Raw genomic sequence first — 20076 nt, forward strand, 5'->3', positions numbered from 1 at the left:
TTAGAAAACGAGCGACGCCATCTTCCGGCGGTAGGTGCCGACCAACTCGGCATCATCCAGCGTGGCGAAGGCGGCCAGGAGGCGCTTCTTTGCCTGGCCGTCCTTCCAGTCGCGCTGGCGCTTGAGGATGTCGAGGAACTGGTCGAGGCCAGCCGCGGCATCGCCCTCGATCAACAGGCGGACGCCCAGCAGGTCGCGCGCCTCCCAGTCATCGCCGTTGGCCGAGACCCGTTGGCGCAGGTCGGCCAGGGAAGGGGCCCCTGCGAGTGCGCGGGCGAGGTCGAGCTGGTTGCGCAGGCGCACGGCCCGGGCATCGGTGGCCAGGTTGGCGGGCAGGGCATCCAGTTCGGCCTGGGCCGGTTCCACCTGGCCGGCACGAAGCAGGGCCAGGGCCAGGTCGAGCTTCAGCTCGGCCCGGGCCGGATCGGCGGCGATGGCCTGCTGCAGGCGGTTGATCGCCTCCTCGGCGGTTTCCGGCGCGGCTTCCACGGCATCGGCCTCGGCGGCCTCATCACCCGTTGCCGGCGCGATGCCGTTGCGGGTCAGGAATTCGCGGAGCTGGCCCTCGGGCAGGGCGCCGGCAAAGCCATCGGCCATCTGCCCATCCTTGATCAGGATGACGGTGGGGATGCTGCGCACGCCAAACATGGCGGCAAGCTGCTGCTCGGCGTCCACATCGATCTTGGCCAGCCGGAACGCGCCGTTGTACTCGGCGGCCAGTTTTTCCAGCATGGGGCCCAGGGTTTTGCAGGGGCCGCACCATTCGGCCCACAGGTCGACCAGGATGGGGGTCTGCAGCGAGGCCTGGATGACGTCGTTCTCGAAGCTGGCCGTGGTTGCGTCGAAGACGTGGTCGCTATGGGTCTGGGCGCTGCTCACGGTGGGCTCCTGCGGAATGGGGAAAGATGTCCCCTAAATCGGGGAAGTTCGGCAGCATATCAAGGTCGTGTGGCCCTTTAGGAGCATGCCCTATGGGTCCGTCATGCGCCGTTTACGCGGATTTGCGATCATATCGCCGGGCCATACCGGCCTTACCGCGCCGGCGTGCATGCAAAAAGCTCCTGACCTCATTATTTGCGAACACTGCGATACCGTTTACCAGCGGCGCCATCTGGCGCGCGGCGAGGTGGCGCAGTGCGTGAACTGCGGCGCCGTGCTCGAACGCCACCAGTGGCTCGGCCTGGATGCCCAGTACGCCCTGATCGTGGCGGCTGCCATTGTGTTCGTGATCGCCAATGTTTCGCCCATCGTCACCCTGGGTTTCTCCGGCATGGTTGCCGATACCACCTTGTGGGGTGCGGTCATCGCCATGTGGAACGACGGCGCGCAGATCGTGGCGGCGCTTACGGCGCTCACGCTGTTTTTCTTTCCTTTGGTGCAGATCGCGCTGTTTGGCTGGGTACTGGCCTATGGTCGCCGGGGCTGGCGGGCGCCGGGCTTCGGGCTGGCCATGTCCACCCTGGTCCACATCAAGCCGTGGAGCATGATCGAAGTGTTCATGCTGGGCGTGCTGGTGGCGGTGGTGAAGGCGCACACGTATTTCGATGTGGTCCCCGGTATCGGCGTGTGGGCCTTTGGGTTCCTCACGGTGCTGATCACGGTCTTCGCCAGCCACGATCCGCGCAACTTGTGGGATGTCACCCGTGAGGTGCGGCGGTGAGCGAACTGTTACGCGCGAAGGACCTGGGCATCATGGGGTGCCATGTGTGCCGGCTGGTCACCACCTACACCGATGACCCGCATGCGCGCTGCCCGCGTTGCCATAACCCGCTGCATGCACGGAAGACCGGCAGTATCTCCCGCGCCTGGGCGTTCCTGGTCGCGGCCGCCATCTTTTACCTGCCGGCCAACCTGTTCCCGATCATGCGGACGCAGAGCCTGTTCAGCAAGGATGACAACACCATCCTGAGTGGCGTGTTCGAGCTGTGGCGGAACGGTTCGCCGGACCTGGCGATCATCGTCTTCACGGCGTCTATCGTGGTGCCCGTGCTGAAGTTCTGCATCATGGGCTACCTGCTCGTATCCGTGCAGCGCGCCAGCGATTACGGGCCGCGCCAGCGCGCCAAGCTGTACCGTTTCGTGGAGCTGGTGGGCTACTGGTCCATGCTGGATGTGTTCGTGGTCGCGATCCTTTCCGCGCTGGTGCATTTCAAGGTGCTCTCGCGCGTTGAGCCGCTGCCGGGCGTGATTTATTTCGGCATCGTCGTGGTGCTGACGATGCTGGCGGCGATGAGTTTCGATCCCCGCCTGATATGGGACAAAAGGAAGGCGAAATGAGCCACATGCAAGAAGGGAACACGCCGGAAGGCGAAGACCTGCCCCAGCCCGAAGTGCGCCGCTCGAAAATGGGCGTGTCGCTGATCTGGCTGGTGCCGATCATTGCCGCGCTGGTGGGCATTTCGCTGCTGGTCAACCACTTCATCTCGGCCGGGCCGCAGATCGAGGTGACGTTCCAGACGGGCGAAGGTATCGAGATCGGCAAGACCCAGGTCAAGTACAAGAACGTGGTGATCGGCAAGGTCACCAGCATGCGGCTGTCGAAAGACCGTACCCATGTCCGGGTGCAGATCGACCTGGAGAAGAACGCGTCGGAGTTTGCCACCAAGGGCACGCGCTACTGGGTGGTACGCCCACGCATTGGTGCCGGCGGCGTATCCGGCTTCGACACGTTGCTTTCCGGCGCGTTCATCGGTGCCGATACGGGCACCTCGGAGGAGGACCAGAGCGACTTCACGGGCCTGGAGACCCCACCTGCGGTCACCCACGGGGCGCCGGGCCGCCGCTTCCAGTTGCATACGGCCGACCTCGGCTCGCTGGATATCGGTTCGCCGGTGTATTTCCGCCGTATCCAGGTGGGCCGCATCGTGTCGTACGAGCTGGACAAGGACGGCAAGGGTGTTTCGCTCCAGTTGTTCGTGGATGGCCCGAACGATCGCTTCGTCACCAAGGATTCGCGCTTCTGGAATGCCAGCGGCGTGGACGTATCGCTGGGTGCCGATGGCCTTAAACTGAACACGCAGTCACTTGCTACGGTGATCGCGGGTGGCGTCGCGTTCCAGGATCCGCTCGGGCCGCATGACGAGACCCCGGCACCGGAAATGAGCGAGTACACCCTGTTTGCCGACCAGGGCACGGCCCTGGCGCCGCCAGACGGCAAGCCGCGCTATATCCGCATGCGCTTCGAACACTCGCTCCGGGGGCTGAACGTGGATGCCCCGGTCGAGTTGCTCGGCGTGAAGGTGGGCAAGGTCGTTTCGGTGAACCTCGATTACGACCCGGAGAAGCACAGCTTCCCGGTGGTGGTGGGCGCGCTGGTTTACCCGCAGCGGTTGGGCAAGGCCCACGAAAAGCTGGCCCAGGTGCTGGGCGGGGATCCGGAAACGCTGTTCCCGCGGATCATGAAGGGCCTGGTCGAGCACGGTCTGCGTGCGCAGGCGCGCTCGGGCAACCTGCTCACCGGCCAGCTCTACATCGCGATGGACGTGGATCCGAAGGCCGCCAAGGTGCCTTTCGATGCGAACGGCAAGCCGTTGGAAGTGCCGACCGTGCCGGGTGATTTCGATCACTTGCAGGAGCAGCTGTCGAGCATCGTGGACAAGATCTCGAAGATCCCGTTCGATTCGATCGGCAAGAACGTGGATGGCAGCCTGAAGGAGCTGAACGGCACGCTGCACCAGGTGAATACCGAGCTGTTGCCCGAGGCGAAGAAGACCTTGCAGGGTGTGAACCGAACGGTGGGCACCGCGAACGATGCCTTGAGCGAGAACTCGCCGTTGCAGCAGAACATCGCCAATACGCTGGAAGAACTGCAGCGCACGGTCCGCTCGGTGCGTGCGTTCACTGATTACCTGGGCCGCCACCCGGAGGCGCTGTTGCGCGGCCGTGGCGCCGATGCACCGCCGCCGGCCAGTGCGCCGCCGTCTACGAAGCAGGGCAAGGAAGGACAGCCATGATGACGTTCACCCGTTTCGCCGCTTCGGCGCTCATTGTTGCGACGCTGGCGGCGTGTTCGTCGGCACCGGTGCATTTCCACACGCTGGTGCCGCCGGCCACCGCGGCCGTGGCGTCCTCGGCGCCGTTTGCGATCGATGTGCTGGCGGTGGGCGTACCGCCGCAGGTGGATCAGCCGTCGATGGTGTTGCGCTCGGGCAGTTCGTCGGTGAGCGTGCTGGATGGCGAGCGCTGGGCCTCGCCGCTGGGCGATGAGATCCGCTCGGCGCTGGCGGCGGACCTGTCGTCGCGCCTGGGTACGCACGATATCCACGGCTTGCCGCGGGCGAAGGATGCGAAGGTGGTGGCGGTGCAGGTGGATGTGCGCCGCTTCGATTCGGAACTGGGCGGCAACGCGACGCTCGAGGCGTCGTGGTCGGTGCGATCAGGTGAGCAGTCGGCGAACTGCGCGTCGCGCGTGGTGGAACCGGCGGGCGGCAGCTACGACACGCTGGTGGATGCCCACCAGCGCGCCATCAGCCAGCTCGCCGACCAGATCGCCACCGCCAGCCGCTCGCTTGCCGCCGGCCAACCGGGTACCTGCCGGTAAGGCTCGCCTTTGGCTTCGCGCTAGTGCATCGGTTCATTCGCTTTCGCGAATGCGTGTGTTGAGCGGCATCCGCCGCCTCGCTCTGGTGGGGCTGAGGCGAAGAGCCGTCGGTGCCCACCCTCGAGGCGAGTTCCGCACAAGAGAGCGGCCGTAGGCCAGCCTTACATCGGGCTGGCCCATGGCTCGCTAACGGGGCGGCGGTTGTAGGAGCGCACCTTGTGCGCGAATCAAAGGCGCGGCGGCGCAGCCGCAGCATCCGACGCGAGGGTGGGCACCGACGGTTCTTCGCCTCAAGCCCACAAGAGCGAGGCGGCGTAAGCCGCTGGTCACATGCATTCGCGAAAGCGAATGAACCCCTTGAAATGCCGCTGGACAGCAACCCGAGGTTGCCCCCCAATATCCCGTGGGATAGTCTCCCGCGATTGAGCGCCGCGTTCCCGCGCCGGCCACCCGAGCACCCATCCGGTACCAGACACCATGCAGGACAGCAACGACCAGGCCACGCGCGAGCAGGGCGGTTACGCCCCCGACGCCGTAGAAACCGCCGCCCAGCGCTACTGGAGCGACACCCGTGCCTTCGAAGTCACCGAAGACACCGGCAAGCCCAAGTACTACTGCCTCTCGATGCTCCCGTACCCCTCGGGCGCCCTCCACATGGGCCACGTCCGCAACTACACCATCGGCGACGTCATCAGCCGTTTCCAGCGCCAGCAGGGCAAGAACGTCCTCCAGCCCATGGGTTGGGATGCCTTCGGCCTGCCCGCCGAAAACGCCGCGATCAAGAACAAGACCGCGCCCGCCAAGTGGACCTACAAGAACATCGACCACATGCGCGAGCAGCTCAAGCGCATGGGCTTCGCCTACGACTGGACCCGCGAAGTCACCACCTGCCGCCCCGAGTACTACCAGTGGGAGCAGCAGATGTTCACCCGGCTCATGAAAAAGGGCCTGGTCTACCGCAAGAACAGCGTCGTCAACTGGGATCCGGTCGACCAGACCGTGCTTGCCAACGAGCAGGTCATCGACGGCAAGGGCTGGCGCTCGGGCGCCGTGGTCGAAAAGCGCGAGATCCCGCAGTGGTTCCTCAAGATCACCGCTTATGCGCAGGAACTGCTCGACGGCCTGGATACCCTGCCGGGCTGGCCGGATGCCGTGAAGACCATGCAGCGCAACTGGCTGGGCCGCTCCGAGGGCCTGGAGATCACCTTCGACGTGGAAGGCCAGGCCGAGCCGCTCAAGGTATTCACCACCCGCCCCGACACCCTGCTGGGCGTCTCGTACGTGGCCGTGGCCGCCGAGCACCCGATCGCCGCGCGTGCTGCCGAAGGCAACCCCGGCCTCGCTGAATTCATCGAAAGCTGCAAGGCCGGCGGTGTGTCCGAGGCCGAGCTGGAAACCCAGGAAAAGCGCGGTTACTACACCGGCGTCGATGCGGTGCACCCGATCACCGGCGAAAAGGTACCCGTCTGGGTGGCCAACTTCGTGCTGATGGGCTACGGCACGGGTGCGGTCATGGCCGTGCCGGGCCACGATGAGCGTGACTGGGAGTTCGCCCAGAAGTACTCGCTGCCGATCAAGATGGTGGTCGTGGATCGTGGCGTGGTCGATGCCCTGGCCGAGCTAAAGCGCGATCTGGCCAAGGGCGAAGGTACCGACGCCACCCAGCACGCGCTGGAAGGCGGCCGCACCGACGCCTATGCGCCGTCGGCTGCCGTGGAAACGGTCAAGGCCTTCGAGGCCGGCATCCAGGAGGCCGGTGCCTATACGGAGCACGGCTATCTCGTGAACTCCGGCGAGTTCGACGGCCTGGATTTCGACGAGGCGTTCAACGCCATTGCCGCGAAGCTGGAAGCCGCCGGTCGTGGCGAGCGCCGGGTGAACTGGCGCATCCGCGACTGGGGCGTCAGCCGCCAGCGTTACTGGGGCTGCCCCATCCCGGTCATCTACTGCCCGCAGTGCGATGCGGTGCCGGTGCCGGAAGACCAGTTGCCGGTCGTACTGCCCGAGGACGTGGAGTTCTCCGGCGTGCAGTCGCCGATCAAGGCCGACCCGGCATGGCGCAAGACCACGTGCCCGAACTGCGGTGGGCCGGCCGAGCGCGAAACCGATACCTTCGATACCTTCATGGAATCGAGCTGGTACTACGCGCGCTACACCAGCCCGGGTGCGAACGCCCAGGTCGATGACCGCGCGAAGTACTGGACCCCGGTGGACCAGTACATCGGTGGCATCGAGCACGCGATCCTGCACCTGCTGTATTTCCGCTTCTATCACAAGCTCATGCGCGATGAAGGCCTGGTCGCGAGCGACGAGCCGGCCACCAACCTGCTGTGCCAGGGCATGGTGATTGCCGAGACCTATTTCCGTAAGGAAGCCGACGGCCAGTTCACCTGGTTCAACCCGGCCGACGTCGATGTACAGCGCGATGAAAAGGCACGCATCGTCGGTGCCACGCTGCGTTCGGATGGCAAGCCGGTGGAGATCGGCGGCATCGAGAAAATGGCCAAGTCGAAGAACAACGGCGTGGATCCGCAGGCGATGATCGGCAAGTACGGCGCCGATACGGTTCGCTTGTTCTCCATGTTCGCGGCGCCGCCCGATCAGTCGCTGGAATGGAATGAGGCGGGCGTGGAAGGCATGGCCCGCTTCCTGCGCCGCCTGTGGCGCGATGTGACCACCCATGCCGAAGGTGGCAAGGGGCAGGGCGCGAACCCGGCCGGCGAGGCCGCGCGCAAGACGCTGCGCCGCCAGTTGCACGAGACCATCCAGAAGGTCACCGACGATATCGGCCGCCGCCAGTCCTTCAACACGGCGATCGCCGCGCTGATGGAACTGCTGAATGCGCTGAACAAGTTCGATGACACGAGCGAAGAGGGCGTTGCCCTGCGCCAGGAAGCCTTTACGGCCGTGGTGCAGTTGATCAACCCGTTCACCCCGCACGTGTCGCATGCCCTGTGGCAGGCGCTGGGCCACGGCGAGGCGCTGGTCGAAGACGCCGGCTGGCCGGCCGTCGACCCGGCCGCCCTGGTCCGCGATTCGCTGACCTATGCGGTGCAGGTAAATGGCAAGCTTCGCGCTACCATCGACGTGCCCGCTGCCGCTTCGAAGGACGAGGCCGAAGCCATGGCGCGGGCCGTGCCTGCCGTGGCGGCCCAGCTGGAAGGCCTGACCGTGCGCAAGGTGATCGTCGTGCCCGGCAAGATCGTCAACATCGTCGCAGGATAACCATGAGCCCGAACGTTCTCCGTATCGCCCTGGTCGTCGCCGCTACCGCCCTGCTGGGCGCGTGCGGATTCCACCTGCGCCAGTCGGCGGCCTTGCCCGCGGGCATGGAGAAGGTACACCTCACCGTGGTCGGGGGTGGCCGCCTTGAACGTGAGCTGTCGCGTGCGCTGGAGAACTCCAACGCCACGGTGGTGGACAAGCCGGGCGCTGGCATCGCCGAGCTGGCAATCACCCAGAACTCGTTCCGCACCGATTCGCTTACGGTTAGTGGAACGGCGCGCGTCACGGAATACGCCGTGCGTTACCACGTTGAATTCAACGCCAAGGGCCCGGATGGCACGCTGTTGGTGGCCCCGCAGCAGGTCGATATGTCGCGCGAGTTCAGCTACGACGCGACCAACACGATCGGCACGGCCGCGCAGACCGAAGAGCTGCAGCGCAGCCTGATCGGCGACATGGTCCAGTCGATCCTGTTCCGCCTGCAGGCCGCCCGCAACCACCCGCCGGTGGTCGATGCGGCTCCGGCGCCGTCCGCTCAGTAAAGGGCGGACGCGCGGTGCCCATGCAGCCCGCCCAGTGGCATAAGCACCTTGCCGGCGACCGGATGGCGCCGGTGTACCTGCTGGTGGGCGAGGAGCTGCTGGTGCTGGAAGCCGCCGACGCCCTGCGCGCCATGGCCCGCCGGCTTGGCTACAGCGAGCGCGAAGTGCTCGAAGCCGATAGCCGCTTTGATTGGGATGACCTCGCCCGTTCGTCCGCGGGACTTTCCCTGTTTGCGACGCAGCGTCTCCTCGACCTGCGCCTGGCGGGTGGCCGCGCGGGCAAGGACGGCGGTGCCGCTATCACGGCCTTTGTCGATAACCCGCCGCCGGATACCACGTTGCTGATCTCTGCCACGGAGTGGAGTAGCAAACACGAAGCCGCCTGGACCAAGACCGTGGACCAGGGCGGTATCCAGGTCGTTTTCAACGCGCCCCGCCCGAATGAATGGGCTCAATGGATCGGCCAGCGGCTGTCTTCCCGTGGGCTGCAAGCCACGCCCGATGCCGTCGCCATGCTGGCGGAACGGGTGGAAGGCAACCTCCTCGCCGCCGCGCAGGAGATCGACAAGCTGGTGGTGCTGGCCGGGGACCGCCGGCTCGATGCCGCGACGCTGGAGAGCCTGGTGGCCGACAGCGCGCGCTTCGATGCGTTCAAACTCACCGATGCCGCGTTCGCCGGTGATGGTGGGCGCGCCCTGCGCATCCTTGCCGGGCTGCACGCCGAAGGCGATGAGCTGATCGCGCTGATGGGCTGGCTGGTCAATCAGCTGCAGCTGGCGCTGCGCCTGGCCAATGCCCGCGATTTCGCGGCCCAGGCCAAGGTGGAGCGGCTGTGGCCGGCGCGCGAGCAGTTGTTCCGCAAGGCGCTGCGCCGTGCACCGCGCGAGCATTGGCTGGCCTGCCTGGCCCGCGCCGCCCGGATCGACCGCATGGCCAAGGGGCGTGAGCAAGGCGATCCGTGGCTGGAAGCCGAACGGCTCATCGCCGCGATTGCCGAGCCCCGCGCCGCGGCTGCGTTCGCATGAGCCATACGCGTCCGCTCGCCATCCTTGGCGGTACCTTCGATCCGGTGCACAACGGCCACCTCCGGGCGGCCTGGGAGGCGGCGGAGGCGCTCGATGCGGAGGTGCGGATGGTGCCCGCGCGCACGCCGCCGCACCGGCCGCCCCCCATTGCCGACGCTGCAGGGCGCGTCGCCTTGCTGCACGCGGCACTGAAGGGGCAATCGCGGCTTGCCATCGATACCCGTGAACTGGATCGTGACGGCCCGTCCTACACCGTGGACACGCTGGCCTCCCTGCGCGCCGAGATAGGGCCGGAGCGGCCGTTGGTCCTGCTGGTGGGTGCCGATGCCTTCGCCGGCCTGGCCGCATGGCACCTGTGGCATGAGCTTTTCACCCTGGCCCACATCGGCGTGCTGACGCGCCCGGGCAGCGACCACGCACTTCCGGCAGAACTGGCCGCCTTCGTCGAAGGCCGCCGGGTCACCCGGCTGCATGGCCCGGCGGGCCAGGTGATCGATATCGCCATCACCCCGCTCGATATCGCCGCCACGGCGATCCGCGAAGCCTTTGCCGCGGGCAACGAGCCCCGCTTCCTGATGCCCGAGACCTGCTTCAGCGACCCGGCCCTCCTCGAGCCGTATCGCGCCCTGGCCCTGTAATCGCCCGCCTCCTGTAGGCGCGCGCTTGAGCGCAATCGGGGCTTGCCGCAAGGTTGCATCGCGTGCAAGCACGCTCCTACACGCAGCCTGGCCCGCCCGGGGGTATACTGGCGCCACCCCGGCATTCCGCCGCACGAGGTTTCCGTATCTTGAGTTCGTCCGCATCCCGCAAGGCCAAGTCCGCCGCCAGCAACGAAGTTCTCCGCAAGCGCGTGATCGCGGCCCTTGAAGACCTCAAGGCCAAGGACGTCCGAGAAATCGACGTTCGTGGCAAGACCTCCATCGCCGACACCCTGTTCATCGCCTCCGGCACCTCGGCCCGCCACGTGAAATCCATCGCCGACGAGGTGGTGAAGTTCGCGAAGGAAGCCGGCGTCATGCCGCTGGGCGTCGAAGGCCAGACCGAAGCCGAATGGGTGCTGGTCGACCTGGGCGACATCATCGTCCACGTCATGCTCCCGCGTATTCGCGAGTTCTACGGCCTCGAGCGCCTGTGGACGGTGGGCGACGACGCCCCCGACGCCGCCGCCAACGATTGATCGCGCCGTGAAGGCGCGCCTTATCGCGGTCGGCGAACGCATGCCCGCCTGGGTGGCGGAAGGCTTCGCCGAATACCGCAAGCGGCTGTCGCACGAACTGCCGCTGGAGCTCATCGAGATCAAGCCGGGCGTCCGCGGCAAGGGCCGCGATGATGCGCGTGCGATCGTGGATGAAGGCGCCGCCATCCTTGCGGCGTTGCCGCGCGATATCCACGTCATTGCCCTCGATGGCCGCGGCAAGCTGTGGTCCAGCGAGGAGCTGGGCGTACAGCTGGAGCAGTGGCGCATGGGTGGGCGCGACCTGGCCTTCCTCATTGGTGGCCCCGATGGGCACGCGCCGGAGGTGCTCGCGCGTGCTGACCAACGCTGGTCACTTGGCCCGCTTACCTTGCCGCACATGCTGGTCAGGCTGGTGCTGGCCGAGCAGTTGTACCGCGCCACGACGCTGGTGGCCGGCCACCCCTACCATCGCGCCTGAGGGATCGCTTAGTGCTCTACCTTGCCTCGCAATCCCCACGCCGCCGTGAACTGCTCGATCAGCTTGGCGAGGACCACGGCACGCTCAACGTGGATGTCGAGGAGGTTCGCCAGCCCGGGGAGCCACCCGAGGCGTATGTGAGCCGCGTAGCGCGCGACAAGGCGCTGGCGGGCCTTGCGCTGGTCGCGGGTGAGCCAGGCGCACGCGTGCTTGGCGCCGATACCGAGGTCATCCTGGGCGACGAGGTGTTCGGCAAACCGCGCGATGCCGCCGATGCCGCCGACATGCTCCGCCGCCTCGCGGGCCGTGAGCACCGCGTGGTGTCGGTTGCCTGGCTGGTGCAGCCGGGCACGGAACGCACCGCTACCTCGGTATCCACCGTACGTTTCGCCGCGTTGGATGACGCCACCATCGCCGCGTATGTCGCCACCGGCGAGTGCATGGGCAAGGCGGGCGCGTATGCGATCCAGGGCCGCGCCGCCGCTTTCATCGAACACCTCTCCGGCAGCTATTCTGGCGTCATGGGGCTGCCGCTCTACGAAACTTCGCAGCTCTTGCGGGGTCAGTGACATGTTGCCGCCACGCAGCTATAAAGCGCGATGGCTTAAGGAAAAGGGGTGCCGGTGAGCGAGGAAATCCTGATCAATGTCACGCCGCGTGAGACGCGGGTGGCGATCGTCGAAAACGGCATGCTCCAGGAAGTGCACGTAGAGCGGGCGACCAAGCGCGGCTACGTGGGGAATGTCTACAAGGGGCGCGTGCAGCGCGTCATGCCCGGCATGCAGGCGGTCTTTGTCGAGATCGGCCTCGAGCGCGCCGCGTTCCTGCACGCGTCCGATATCGTGCGCCCGTCGTTGCCACCGACCGATGCGCCTGACGGTGGCAAATCGAATGGCCACGGCCCGGTACCGCCGATCAGCGAACTGGTGCATGAAGGCCAGGAAATCGTCGTGCAGGTCGTCAAGGACCCGATCGGCAGCAAGGGCGCCCGGCTTTCCACCCACCTCTCGATCCCGTCACGCTACCTCGTGCTGCTGCCGCATTCGCGCACGCTGGGCGTTTCGGTGCGCATCGAGGAAGAGGCCGAGCGCCAGCGCCTGAAGGACATCATCACGCCACTCATCGGCGAGAACCACCTGGGCTATATCGTCCGCACCAATGCGGAAGGGCAGTCGGAAGAATCGCTGGCGTTCGACGTGACCTACCTGGGCAAGGTATGGCGCGTGGTGCAGGAGAACATCCAGAAGGCGAAGGTCGGCGAGCGGGTGTACGAGGAGCTTTCGCTCCCGCTGCGCTCGCTGCGCGATTCGCTGAACGACGGCATCGAGAAGGTGCGCGTGGATTCACGCGAGACCTACGAGAAAACGGTCAAATTCGTCCAGAAATTCATGCCTGTGCTTTCCGACCGCGTGGAACATTACTCGGGCGAGCGGCCGATCTTCGACCTGTACGGCGTGGAAGACGAGATCCAGCGCGCGCTGCGCAAGGAGGTGCCGCTGAAGTCGGGCGGTTACCTCATCGTGGACCAGACCGAAGCCATGACCACCATCGATGTGAATACAGGCGGTTACCTCGGTACCCGCAACCTCGAGGAAACGGTCTACCGCACCAACCTGGAGGCGGCGCAGGCGGCTGCCCGCCAACTGCGCCTGCGCAACCTGGGCGGCATCATCATCATCGATTTCATCGATATGGTGGACGACGAGCACAAGCGCCAGGTCCTTCGCATGCTCGAGAAGGGGTTATCCCGCGACCATGCCAAGACCACGGTCTACCCCATGTCGGCCCTGGGCCTCGTGGAGATGACCCGCAAGCGCACTACCGAAAGCCTGGAGCGCCAGTTGTGCGAGCCGTGCCCCGCGTGCAGCGGCCGCGGCACGCTGAAGACGGCCGAAACCGTCATCTATGAGATTTTCCGTGAGATCACGCGCGCAGTACGACAGTTCAACGCGCAAAAGCTGCTGGTGATGGCAAGCCCGAAAGTGGTGGGCCGTATCCTCGAGGAGGAATCGGCGGCCGTGGCGGAACTCGAGGAATTCATCGCCAAGAGCATCCGCTTCCAGGCGGAAGAGCACTACTCGCAGGAACAGTTCGATGTCGTTCTCCTGTAGCAGCGGCCCTGGCCGTGATGGGCAACGGCCGGTCCCTGGCCGCCCGCCCGTTGGTTCACGGGCGGGCCGGTGAATCCGGCCTGGCGCCATCGCGCACGACGCCTGCGGTTTTTCCTCATAGGGTTGGTCGCAAGCGTGCTGGTCGCGCTCGCGATCGTGATGGCGCTTGGCCAGCTTTTGCTGCCGCTCGCGGCGCGGTACCCCGCGCGTATTGCGGCGATGCTGAGCGAAAAGGTGCACAAGCCGGTGCAGTTTGCGTCGCTGGAGGGGTTCTGGCGCCCGACCGGTCCGCTGTTCGTGATGCGCGATGTCACCATCGGTGGTGATCCCGGTTCGCCGCCGCTGCGTCTGCCGCAGGCCGCGGTGAAGCTTGATTTTGGCGGGCTGGTGCTGCCGTCGCGCCACCTCATCAACCTTCGTCTGCAGGATTTGCGGCTCGGCCTTCGCCGTGCGCCGGATGGACGCTGGAGCATCGATGGCTTCGCCGCGGGCGGCACGACCCAGAAAGTATCGTTCGGCAACATGTCGGTGGACCTGTGGCTCACCAACACGCACATCGATATCGCGGATGAAACCACCCACCACGATTTCGGCCTGGTCGCCGATCAGCTTCGCCTGAGCCTGCAGGGGCAGGTGGTCCGCGTGGGCGGTAGCCTGCGCCGTGAAAACGCCGCGGGCCTGTTGACGGCCGCAGGGCGCTTCGCCGCGGATGGTTCGAGTGGCAAGGTGTACGTCAAAGGCGCCAATGTCGATTTCGCGGCATTGACCGGAGACTTCGTCGCGGGCGGCTACGCGCTGGCCGGCGGCAAGGGCCGCTTCGAAACCTGGCTGGACTGGCGCGATGCGCACGTGGTCCGCGCCACGTCCAGTATCGACCTGGATAACCTCGCCGTACGTGGCCCGGCACGTACGGTCAGTACCGCCGGCCTGCACGGTATCGTCGACCTGCACCGTTTTGCGAACGGCCAGCGCATCGACTGGATGGGCCGTGATGGCAGCGATGCGGCCATCGTGCTGCGTACCAACGGCGATCACAGCGAGGGGACGCTGGTGGCCCGCAAGCTCGACCTGGCGCCGCTGGCGCCCTGGGCCGGGCTGCTGCCGCAGGTGTCACCGGCCCTTGCGCGCTGGCTCGGCGGTGGCAAGCCACGTGGCCGCTTCGACCAGCTGCGCGCCGATTGGAATTCCGTCGATGGCCTGCGCTTCGCGCACGCCGCGTTCTCCGGCCTCGGCATCGATGCCAGTGGCAAGTTGCCAGGCCTGAGCACGCTGAGCGGCGAGGTGTTCGGCGATAACGAGGCCATCGTGCTCTCGCTACCCAAACAAGCCACGACGGTCGATGCCACCGGCGTGTTCCGCAAGCCGTTCGTCATGTCGGCGCTAGGTGGCGATATCGCGGTTTTCAACGACGATGCCGGCTGGCACATCGGCGTGGATGCGCTGGATTTCCGCGGCGAAGGCTACGGTGGCCAGGCACGTGGCGAGATGGTGGTGCCCGCTAACGACACCGGCCTGTTCATGGACATGTACGTGGCCCTGGGCGAAGGCGAGGTGCCGGCGGCGAAGCTGTTCTGGCCTATCCATTCGATGTCCGAGAGCGCGCAGAACTGGCTCAACCGTGGGCTCGTATCGGGCCACATCGTCGGCGGCTCCGCGATGATCCGCGGCAACGTGCGCGATTTCCCGTTCAAGAACCAGGAAGGGCGGTTCGAGGCACGCGCGTTGATCGACGATACCGTGCTCGACTACGGCACGGGCTGGCCCAGGGCCGAGGGCCTTACGGCGACGGCGACGTTCGTCGATAACGGCATGTTTGTCGAAGCCAGCGAAGGCCATTCGCTCGGCACGGCGGTAAGCTCGGCCACGGCCGCCATTCCTGATTTCGCCGATGGCGTGCTCGACCTGCGTGTGAGTGGCGCGGGTACGGGCGGCAGCTTCATGGACTTCATCAAGAACAGCCCCATCGCGAGCAGTAGTCGCGAGGAGCTCGACAAGCTGAAGCTGGGTGGCACGGGTGAGTTCGGTTTCAACCTGCTCATGCCGCTGAAGGAAGCAAAGGACTTCACGCTGGAGGGCAAGGCCAGCATCAAGGATGCGGATCTCGTCGCGGAGGCGTGGAAGCTTCGCCTGGACAAGATCACCGGGTCCATGGCGTTCGATGGCAAGGGCTTCACGGCGACCGGCCTGAAGACGCAGTTCCACGGGCAGCCGGCCAACCTGGACCTTGCGATTGCCGGTGGCACGGGGGACCCGGCGAAGGTGCTGAGTGCGGCCGTCACCGGCGCGTTCACCGTGGAGGAGATGGTTTCCGATTATCCCGACCTGAAATGGCTGGCCGATATCGCTAAGGGCCGCGGCAATTTCCGCGTGGGTTTCGACCTGGCCCATGCGGGTGACAAGGGCGAGCTCAGCCAGGTGCTGGCGGTGGATTCCGACCTGCGTGGCGTTGAAATGCTGATGCCGACGCCGGTGAAGAAACCCGCGGCGCAGGTGCAGCCGCTTTCCGTTCGCCTCGCGCTGCCCATCGATGGTGCACGGCTGGACATCGCCCTGGGTGACATCGTGCGTGGCCGCCTGCGCCTGGCGAACTCCCAGAACAACATGCCGCTCGCGGCCGCGTTCAACCTGGGCACCACGCCGCCGCAGGTCATGCCCGCGCAGGGGTACCTGTTCAGTGGCCACGCCGAGAAGCTCGATGTCTCGGGGTGGACCCAGTATGTGGTCGGCCTGTCGACAGGATCGGCGGGCCCTGGCCTGACCGGCCTCGACCTGGTCACCGACGATGCCGAAGTATTCGGCCAGCACTTCAGCAACATGCATATCGTCGCTCGCCCGGGTTCGCGTGAGCTCAGCTTGCGCGTCGATAGCGATGGCCTTGCCGGCGCCATGACGGTGCCGAACGACGACCTGCGCCGGCGTGGCATCACCGCGCGCATGGACCGGATCTACTGGCCCTCGGCGGATGATGCGGCTGATGCGGCGAAGAAGGGGCGTGCGACAGCGGGGCAGGTCGCGACGGCGGCCGTCACCGTGGCGCATGCGGAAGAAGCCAAGGACAAGAACGGCAAGCCACCCGCTGACACGAACGAAGCGGGCGTTGCTCCATCGAGCTTGCCGCCGCTGCACCTGCAGGTGAGCGACATGCGCCTGGGCAAGGCGCGGCTCGGTGAAGCGCGCCTGGAAACGTGGCCGACCGACGAAGGCCTGCACATCGACCAGTTGCGCGCGCAATCCAAGAACGTCCAGATCACCGCCACGGGTGACTGGAACGGTGACGAAAAGACGAGCCACACGCACCTGTCGATGGATTTCGCCTCCGAAGACGTGGCGCGCATGCTCGATGCGCTCGGGTTCGCCGGCATCATGTCCGGTGGGCGTACCGAGGCGCGCCTGGATGCGACGTGGCCGGGTGGCCCTTCGGCGCTGGCGTTGGCCAACATGGATGGCACGCTGAAGATCAATGTCGCCAACGGCCGCATTCTCGAGGTGCAACCGGGCGTGGGCCGCCTGTTTGGCCTGGTATCGATCACGGAACTACCGCGGCGCATGGCGCTGGATTTCGGTGATGTGCTTGGCAAGGGTTTCGGCTTTGATTCGATCACGGGCGATTTCAATTTCGCCAATGGCAATGCCAGTACGCAGAACCTGAAGATTCGCGCCCCTGCCGCGGAGATTTCGATCACGGGCCGCGCGGGGTTGAAGGCGCGCGATTACGACCAGGAAGTGCTGGTGGTACCGCACGTGGGTAACAGCCTGCCTATCGTGGGCGCGCTCGCGGGTGGCCCCGTGGGTGCGGCGGCGGGCCTGGCGGTGCAGGGCATCCTGGGTCATGGCCTGAACCAGGCAGCGCGCAAGCGCTACCACGTGACCGGCACGTGGGATAAACCGGTGTTTACGCCAATCGACAAGGGGCTGCCTTCAACGGCGACGCCTCCGCGCCAGCCCGCCCCCTAGGCGGTTCGTTCGCTGGCGCGAACTCATCCTTCCTACCGCCCAAGCGATACGCGCGCCCCCGTAGGAGCGCGCTTGCGCGCGATCCGCCCGGTTACATCTTCTGCTTGCGGAACGGAAACATCTGCTGCTTCACGAATCCATCGGGCATGTAATCGCCGACGACGCCGTACTTCTCAGGGAACACCTTTTTCGACTTCACCGCGGTACCGAACAGGTTATCGAGGAACGCGTAGTGCGCGGCGTAGTTCTTGTCGATCGCCTCGTCATCGGAGGCGTGGTGCCAGTGGTGGAAGTCCGGCGTGACGATGAGGTAGCGCAGCGGTCCCCACGGCAGGTGCACGTTGGCGTGGTTGAACACGGCCTGGAAGCCGACCACGATGATGTACGCGTTCATCACCGCTTCGCTGAAGCCCAGCACGTACAGCGGGGCGAGTACGCAGACGCGGGTGAAGATCAATTCGAGCATGTGCTGGCGGGAACCGGCGAGCCAGTCCATGGTTTTCACGCTGTGGTGCACGGCGTGGAATCGCCATAGGAACGGCACCTCGTGGTAGGCGCGGTGGGTCCAGTACTGGGCCATGTCCGCCACGAGGATGCACAGCAGCAACTGCGGCACGAAGTAGATCGACGCCACCATGCGCTGGAAGTCGCTGTTCACCAGCCAGCCGAACGCGTGGTGGATCAGGAAGTTCACGATCAGCAGCGCGAGCCCGACGATGAAGTGGTTCACCGCGAAGTGCTTCATGTCGGTCTGCCACTCGAACCGGAACACCGACTGGCCGCGATAGAGCGGGAAGAGCTTTTCGAGCACCACGAAAACCAGGGTGGACCCGAGCAGGTCGAGGATGAACCAGTCCAGGCCGATGTAGGGCGTGTGATCGGGGAAGCTGCCGACGGGCACGCGGGCGCCACCCAGTGCGACAGCGGCCAACACCAGTACGAACGCGCCGATGTTCAGGTTGCGACGCCGGCCGAGGATCACGTTCGCAAGCGATAGTCCGCCGGATACCAGCAAGGCACCCAGCAGCAACTGGCGGAGCACATCGACCGAGTACTTGTGGCGCAGGTCGGGCGTGGTCAGGTACTGCGGGAAATGAAAGGCGATGACCGCCAGCAACGACAGGAAGGCCAGTGAGATGGCGATGGCCGTGCTGACCATGGCCTTGCCCGGATCCAGCGACCCGCTGGCGTGAAGCAGCTCGACCGTTTCGTCGACCACGGCTTCCGCACGGCGCGCCGGCGCCGTGGCAACACGTCGGGCCACAGCCCGTTTTTTCCCCTGACTCATCGGCTTTCCTTACCGTTGGTATGCGGCCCTCATCCTACCATTCGCCGGCCGGTACCCCTGGCCGCGCGGGTACCGGATTCGCCAGCCCAGCCCCCGGGGTTTAAGCTGCCTGCCTTAGCCCCCATTCTGGGGACCTACTCGTTTAACCACCGGCAGCCCTGATGGATTCCCTGATCACCCTCGCCGAACGGCGCCTGCTCGCCCCGGGCGGCCTCGCTTCCTCCGACCTCGACCGCGTCTTCTCGCAACTGATGGGCCCCTCCATCGATGCGGCGGACCTGTACTTCCAGCATTCGCGCAGCGAATCCTGGGTGCTGGAAGAGGGCATCGTGAAGGATGGCAGCCACTCGATCGAACAGGGCGTGGGCGTGCGCGCCATTTCCGGCGAGCGCACCGGCTTCTCGTATTCCGATGAAATCGTGCTGCCGCAGCTGCTCGAGGCCTCACGCGCCGCCCGCGCGATCGCCCAGGGCGGTGCCGGTGCCGGAAAGCCGCTGGCCCTGGCCACAGGCCGTGGCCTGTACCCGGCCATCGACCCGGTCGAAAGCCTGCCCAATGAAGACAAGATCGCGCTGCTGCGCGAGGTGGATGCCTATGCCCGCTCGCGCGACCCGCGCGTCAAGCAGGTGGTGGTGAGCATCGCGGCGACCATGGATACCATCCTGGTCGCCGGCTCCGATGGCACGCTGGCCGCCGATGTGCGCCCGCTGGTGCGCCTGAACGTGCAGGTGATCGCCGAGCAGGGTACCCGTCGTGAGCAGGGCCATTCCGGCGGCGGTGGCCGCTATGGTTACCGAGAGCTCATGGAGAACGGCCGTGCCCTGGCGTTCGCCGAGGAGGCCGTCCGCCAGGCACTGGTTAACCTCGAGGCCGTGGATGCACCCGCCGGCAGCATGACCGTGGTGCTTGGCCCCGGTTGGCCCGGCGTGCTGCTGCACGAAGCCATCGGCCACGGCCTGGAAGGTGACTTCAACCGCAAGGGCAGTTCGGCGTTCGCCGGCCGTATCGGCCAGCGTGTGGCGGCAGAAGGTGTCACCGTGGTGGATGACGGCACGTTACCGGGTCGCCGCGGCTCGCTCAGCATCGATGACGAAGGCACGCCGACCGAGTGCACCACGCTGATCGAGAACGGCATCCTCAAGGGCTACATGCAGGACAAGCTCAATGCACGCCTGATGGGCGTGAAGTCCACCGGCAACGGCCGCCGCGAATCGTTCGCACAGCTGCCAATGCCGCGCATGACCAATACCTACATGCTTGCGGGCAATCGTGAACCGGAAGAGATCATCCGTTCGGTAAAGCGTGGCCTTTACGCGGTGAACTTCGGTGGTGGCCAGGTCGATATCACCAACGGCAAGTTCGTCTTCTCCGCGAGCGAGGCCTACCTCATCGAAGATGGCAAGGTGACGCGTCCGGTGAAGGGCGCGACGCTGGTGGGTGCCGGTCCTGAAGTGCTCACGCGTGTCTCGATGATCGGCAACGATCTCGCGCTGGATGAAGGCGTGGGCGTGTGCGGCAAGGATGGCCAGAGCGTGCCAGTAGGCGTTGGCCAGCCGACGCTGCGCGTGGATGGCATGACCGTGGGCGGCACCGCCGCTTAAGCGCCCATCCCTGGTAGGAGCCCACCCTGTGGGCGTCATCTTTCGCGAGACGTAACAGGTCCTGCTGCCCTTCGCGAGAGACGTCGCCCACAGGGTGGGCTCCTACACGTTTTTTAAGGGTCTAGGACGAAACGT

Annotated in this window: 16 protein-coding genes; 14 read left to right on the plus strand and 2 right to left on the minus strand. The window is 65.9% G+C overall.

All coding sequences use genetic code 11. The annotated features are described in order from the left end of the window. A complete protein-coding gene (trxA, locus tag L2Y97_RS05645; protein ID WP_247434087.1) occupies positions 1-879 on the minus strand; it encodes a thioredoxin in 879 nt (292 codons plus the stop codon). A gap of 169 nt (positions 880-1048) precedes the next feature. On the opposite strand from trxA, the gene L2Y97_RS05650 reads away from it, so the two are divergent. The 13 genes from L2Y97_RS05650 (at position 1049) to L2Y97_RS05710 (ending at position 17052) form a co-directional block, all read left to right on the plus strand. Beyond that, entirely contained in the window at positions 1049-1660 is a 612-nt protein-coding gene (locus L2Y97_RS05650) for a paraquat-inducible protein A (protein ID WP_247434090.1), read from the plus strand. Further along, positions 1657-2277 (plus strand): paraquat-inducible protein A, encoded by a 621-nt coding sequence (locus tag L2Y97_RS05655; RefSeq protein ID WP_247434093.1) that lies wholly within the window; start codon positions 1657-1659, stop codon positions 2275-2277. The genes L2Y97_RS05650 and L2Y97_RS05655 overlap by 4 nt, the downstream gene beginning before the upstream one ends. Continuing rightward, positions 2274-3953, plus strand: a complete 1680-nt coding sequence (locus L2Y97_RS05660; RefSeq protein ID WP_247434096.1) for a PqiB family protein — start codon at positions 2274-2276, stop codon at positions 3951-3953. Before L2Y97_RS05655 ends, L2Y97_RS05660 begins: the two co-directional genes overlap by 4 nt. Beyond that, the gene (locus L2Y97_RS05665; protein ID WP_247434099.1) at positions 3950-4540 is read left to right on the plus strand and encodes a PqiC family protein; all 591 of its coding nucleotides are present in this window, start codon (positions 3950-3952) and stop codon (positions 4538-4540) included. The genes L2Y97_RS05660 and L2Y97_RS05665 overlap by 4 nt, the downstream gene beginning before the upstream one ends. A gap of 477 nt (positions 4541-5017) precedes the next feature. After that, on the plus strand, positions 5018-7765 hold the full coding sequence (leuS, locus tag L2Y97_RS05670) for a leucine--tRNA ligase (RefSeq protein ID WP_247434102.1): 2748 nt from the start codon (positions 5018-5020) through the stop codon (positions 7763-7765). A gap of 2 nt (positions 7766-7767) precedes the next feature. Next, a complete protein-coding gene (locus L2Y97_RS05675) occupies positions 7768-8307 on the plus strand; it encodes an LPS-assembly lipoprotein LptE (protein ID WP_247434105.1) in 540 nt (179 codons plus the stop codon). Between the two features lie 14 nt (positions 8308-8321). Further along, positions 8322-9332: a DNA polymerase III subunit delta gene (gene holA, locus L2Y97_RS05680; protein WP_425492824.1), complete on the plus strand. Its 1011-nt coding sequence runs from the start codon at positions 8322-8324 to the stop codon at positions 9330-9332. Beyond that, positions 9329-9970, plus strand: a complete 642-nt coding sequence (gene nadD / locus L2Y97_RS05685; RefSeq protein WP_247434111.1) for a nicotinate-nucleotide adenylyltransferase — start codon at positions 9329-9331, stop codon at positions 9968-9970. The genes holA and nadD overlap by 4 nt, the downstream gene beginning before the upstream one ends. Before the next feature lie 149 nt (positions 9971-10119). Beyond that, positions 10120-10509 (plus strand): ribosome silencing factor, encoded by a 390-nt coding sequence (gene rsfS / locus L2Y97_RS05690; protein ID WP_247434114.1) that lies wholly within the window; start codon positions 10120-10122, stop codon positions 10507-10509. Positions 10510-10516: 7 nt separating this feature from the next. Next, entirely contained in the window at positions 10517-10987 is a 471-nt protein-coding gene (gene rlmH / locus L2Y97_RS05695; RefSeq protein WP_247434117.1) for a 23S rRNA (pseudouridine(1915)-N(3))-methyltransferase RlmH, read from the plus strand. 11 nt (positions 10988-10998) lie between these two features. Further along, positions 10999-11556 carry a Maf family protein gene (locus L2Y97_RS05700; protein WP_247434120.1) on the plus strand — a complete coding sequence of 186 codons (558 nt, stop codon included), beginning with the start codon at positions 10999-11001 and terminating at the stop codon, positions 11554-11556. Between the two features lie 54 nt (positions 11557-11610). Next, complete coding sequence (rng, locus tag L2Y97_RS05705) at positions 11611-13098, plus strand: ribonuclease G (RefSeq protein WP_247434123.1); 1488 nt, start codon at positions 11611-11613, stop codon at positions 13096-13098. Between the two features lie 135 nt (positions 13099-13233). Continuing rightward, on the plus strand, positions 13234-17052 hold the full coding sequence (locus tag L2Y97_RS05710) for a YhdP family protein (protein WP_247434126.1): 3819 nt from the start codon (positions 13234-13236) through the stop codon (positions 17050-17052). A 91-nt stretch (positions 17053-17143) separates the two neighbouring features. On the opposite strand, the gene L2Y97_RS05715 is transcribed toward L2Y97_RS05710, so the two are convergent. Beyond that, on the minus strand, positions 17144-18316 hold the full coding sequence (locus L2Y97_RS05715; protein ID WP_247434128.1) for a sterol desaturase family protein: 1173 nt from the start codon (positions 18314-18316) through the stop codon (positions 17144-17146). Between the two features lie 185 nt (positions 18317-18501). Between L2Y97_RS05715 and tldD the strand changes: the two genes are divergently transcribed. Then, entirely contained in the window at positions 18502-19941 is a 1440-nt protein-coding gene (gene tldD, locus L2Y97_RS05720) for a metalloprotease TldD (protein ID WP_425492825.1), read from the plus strand. Positions 19942-20076 lie beyond the last annotated feature (135 nt).

The sequence above is a fragment of the Luteibacter aegosomatissinici genome (genome assembly GCF_023078495.1).
Lineage (GTDB): Bacteria > Pseudomonadota > Gammaproteobacteria > Xanthomonadales > Rhodanobacteraceae > Luteibacter > Luteibacter aegosomatissinici.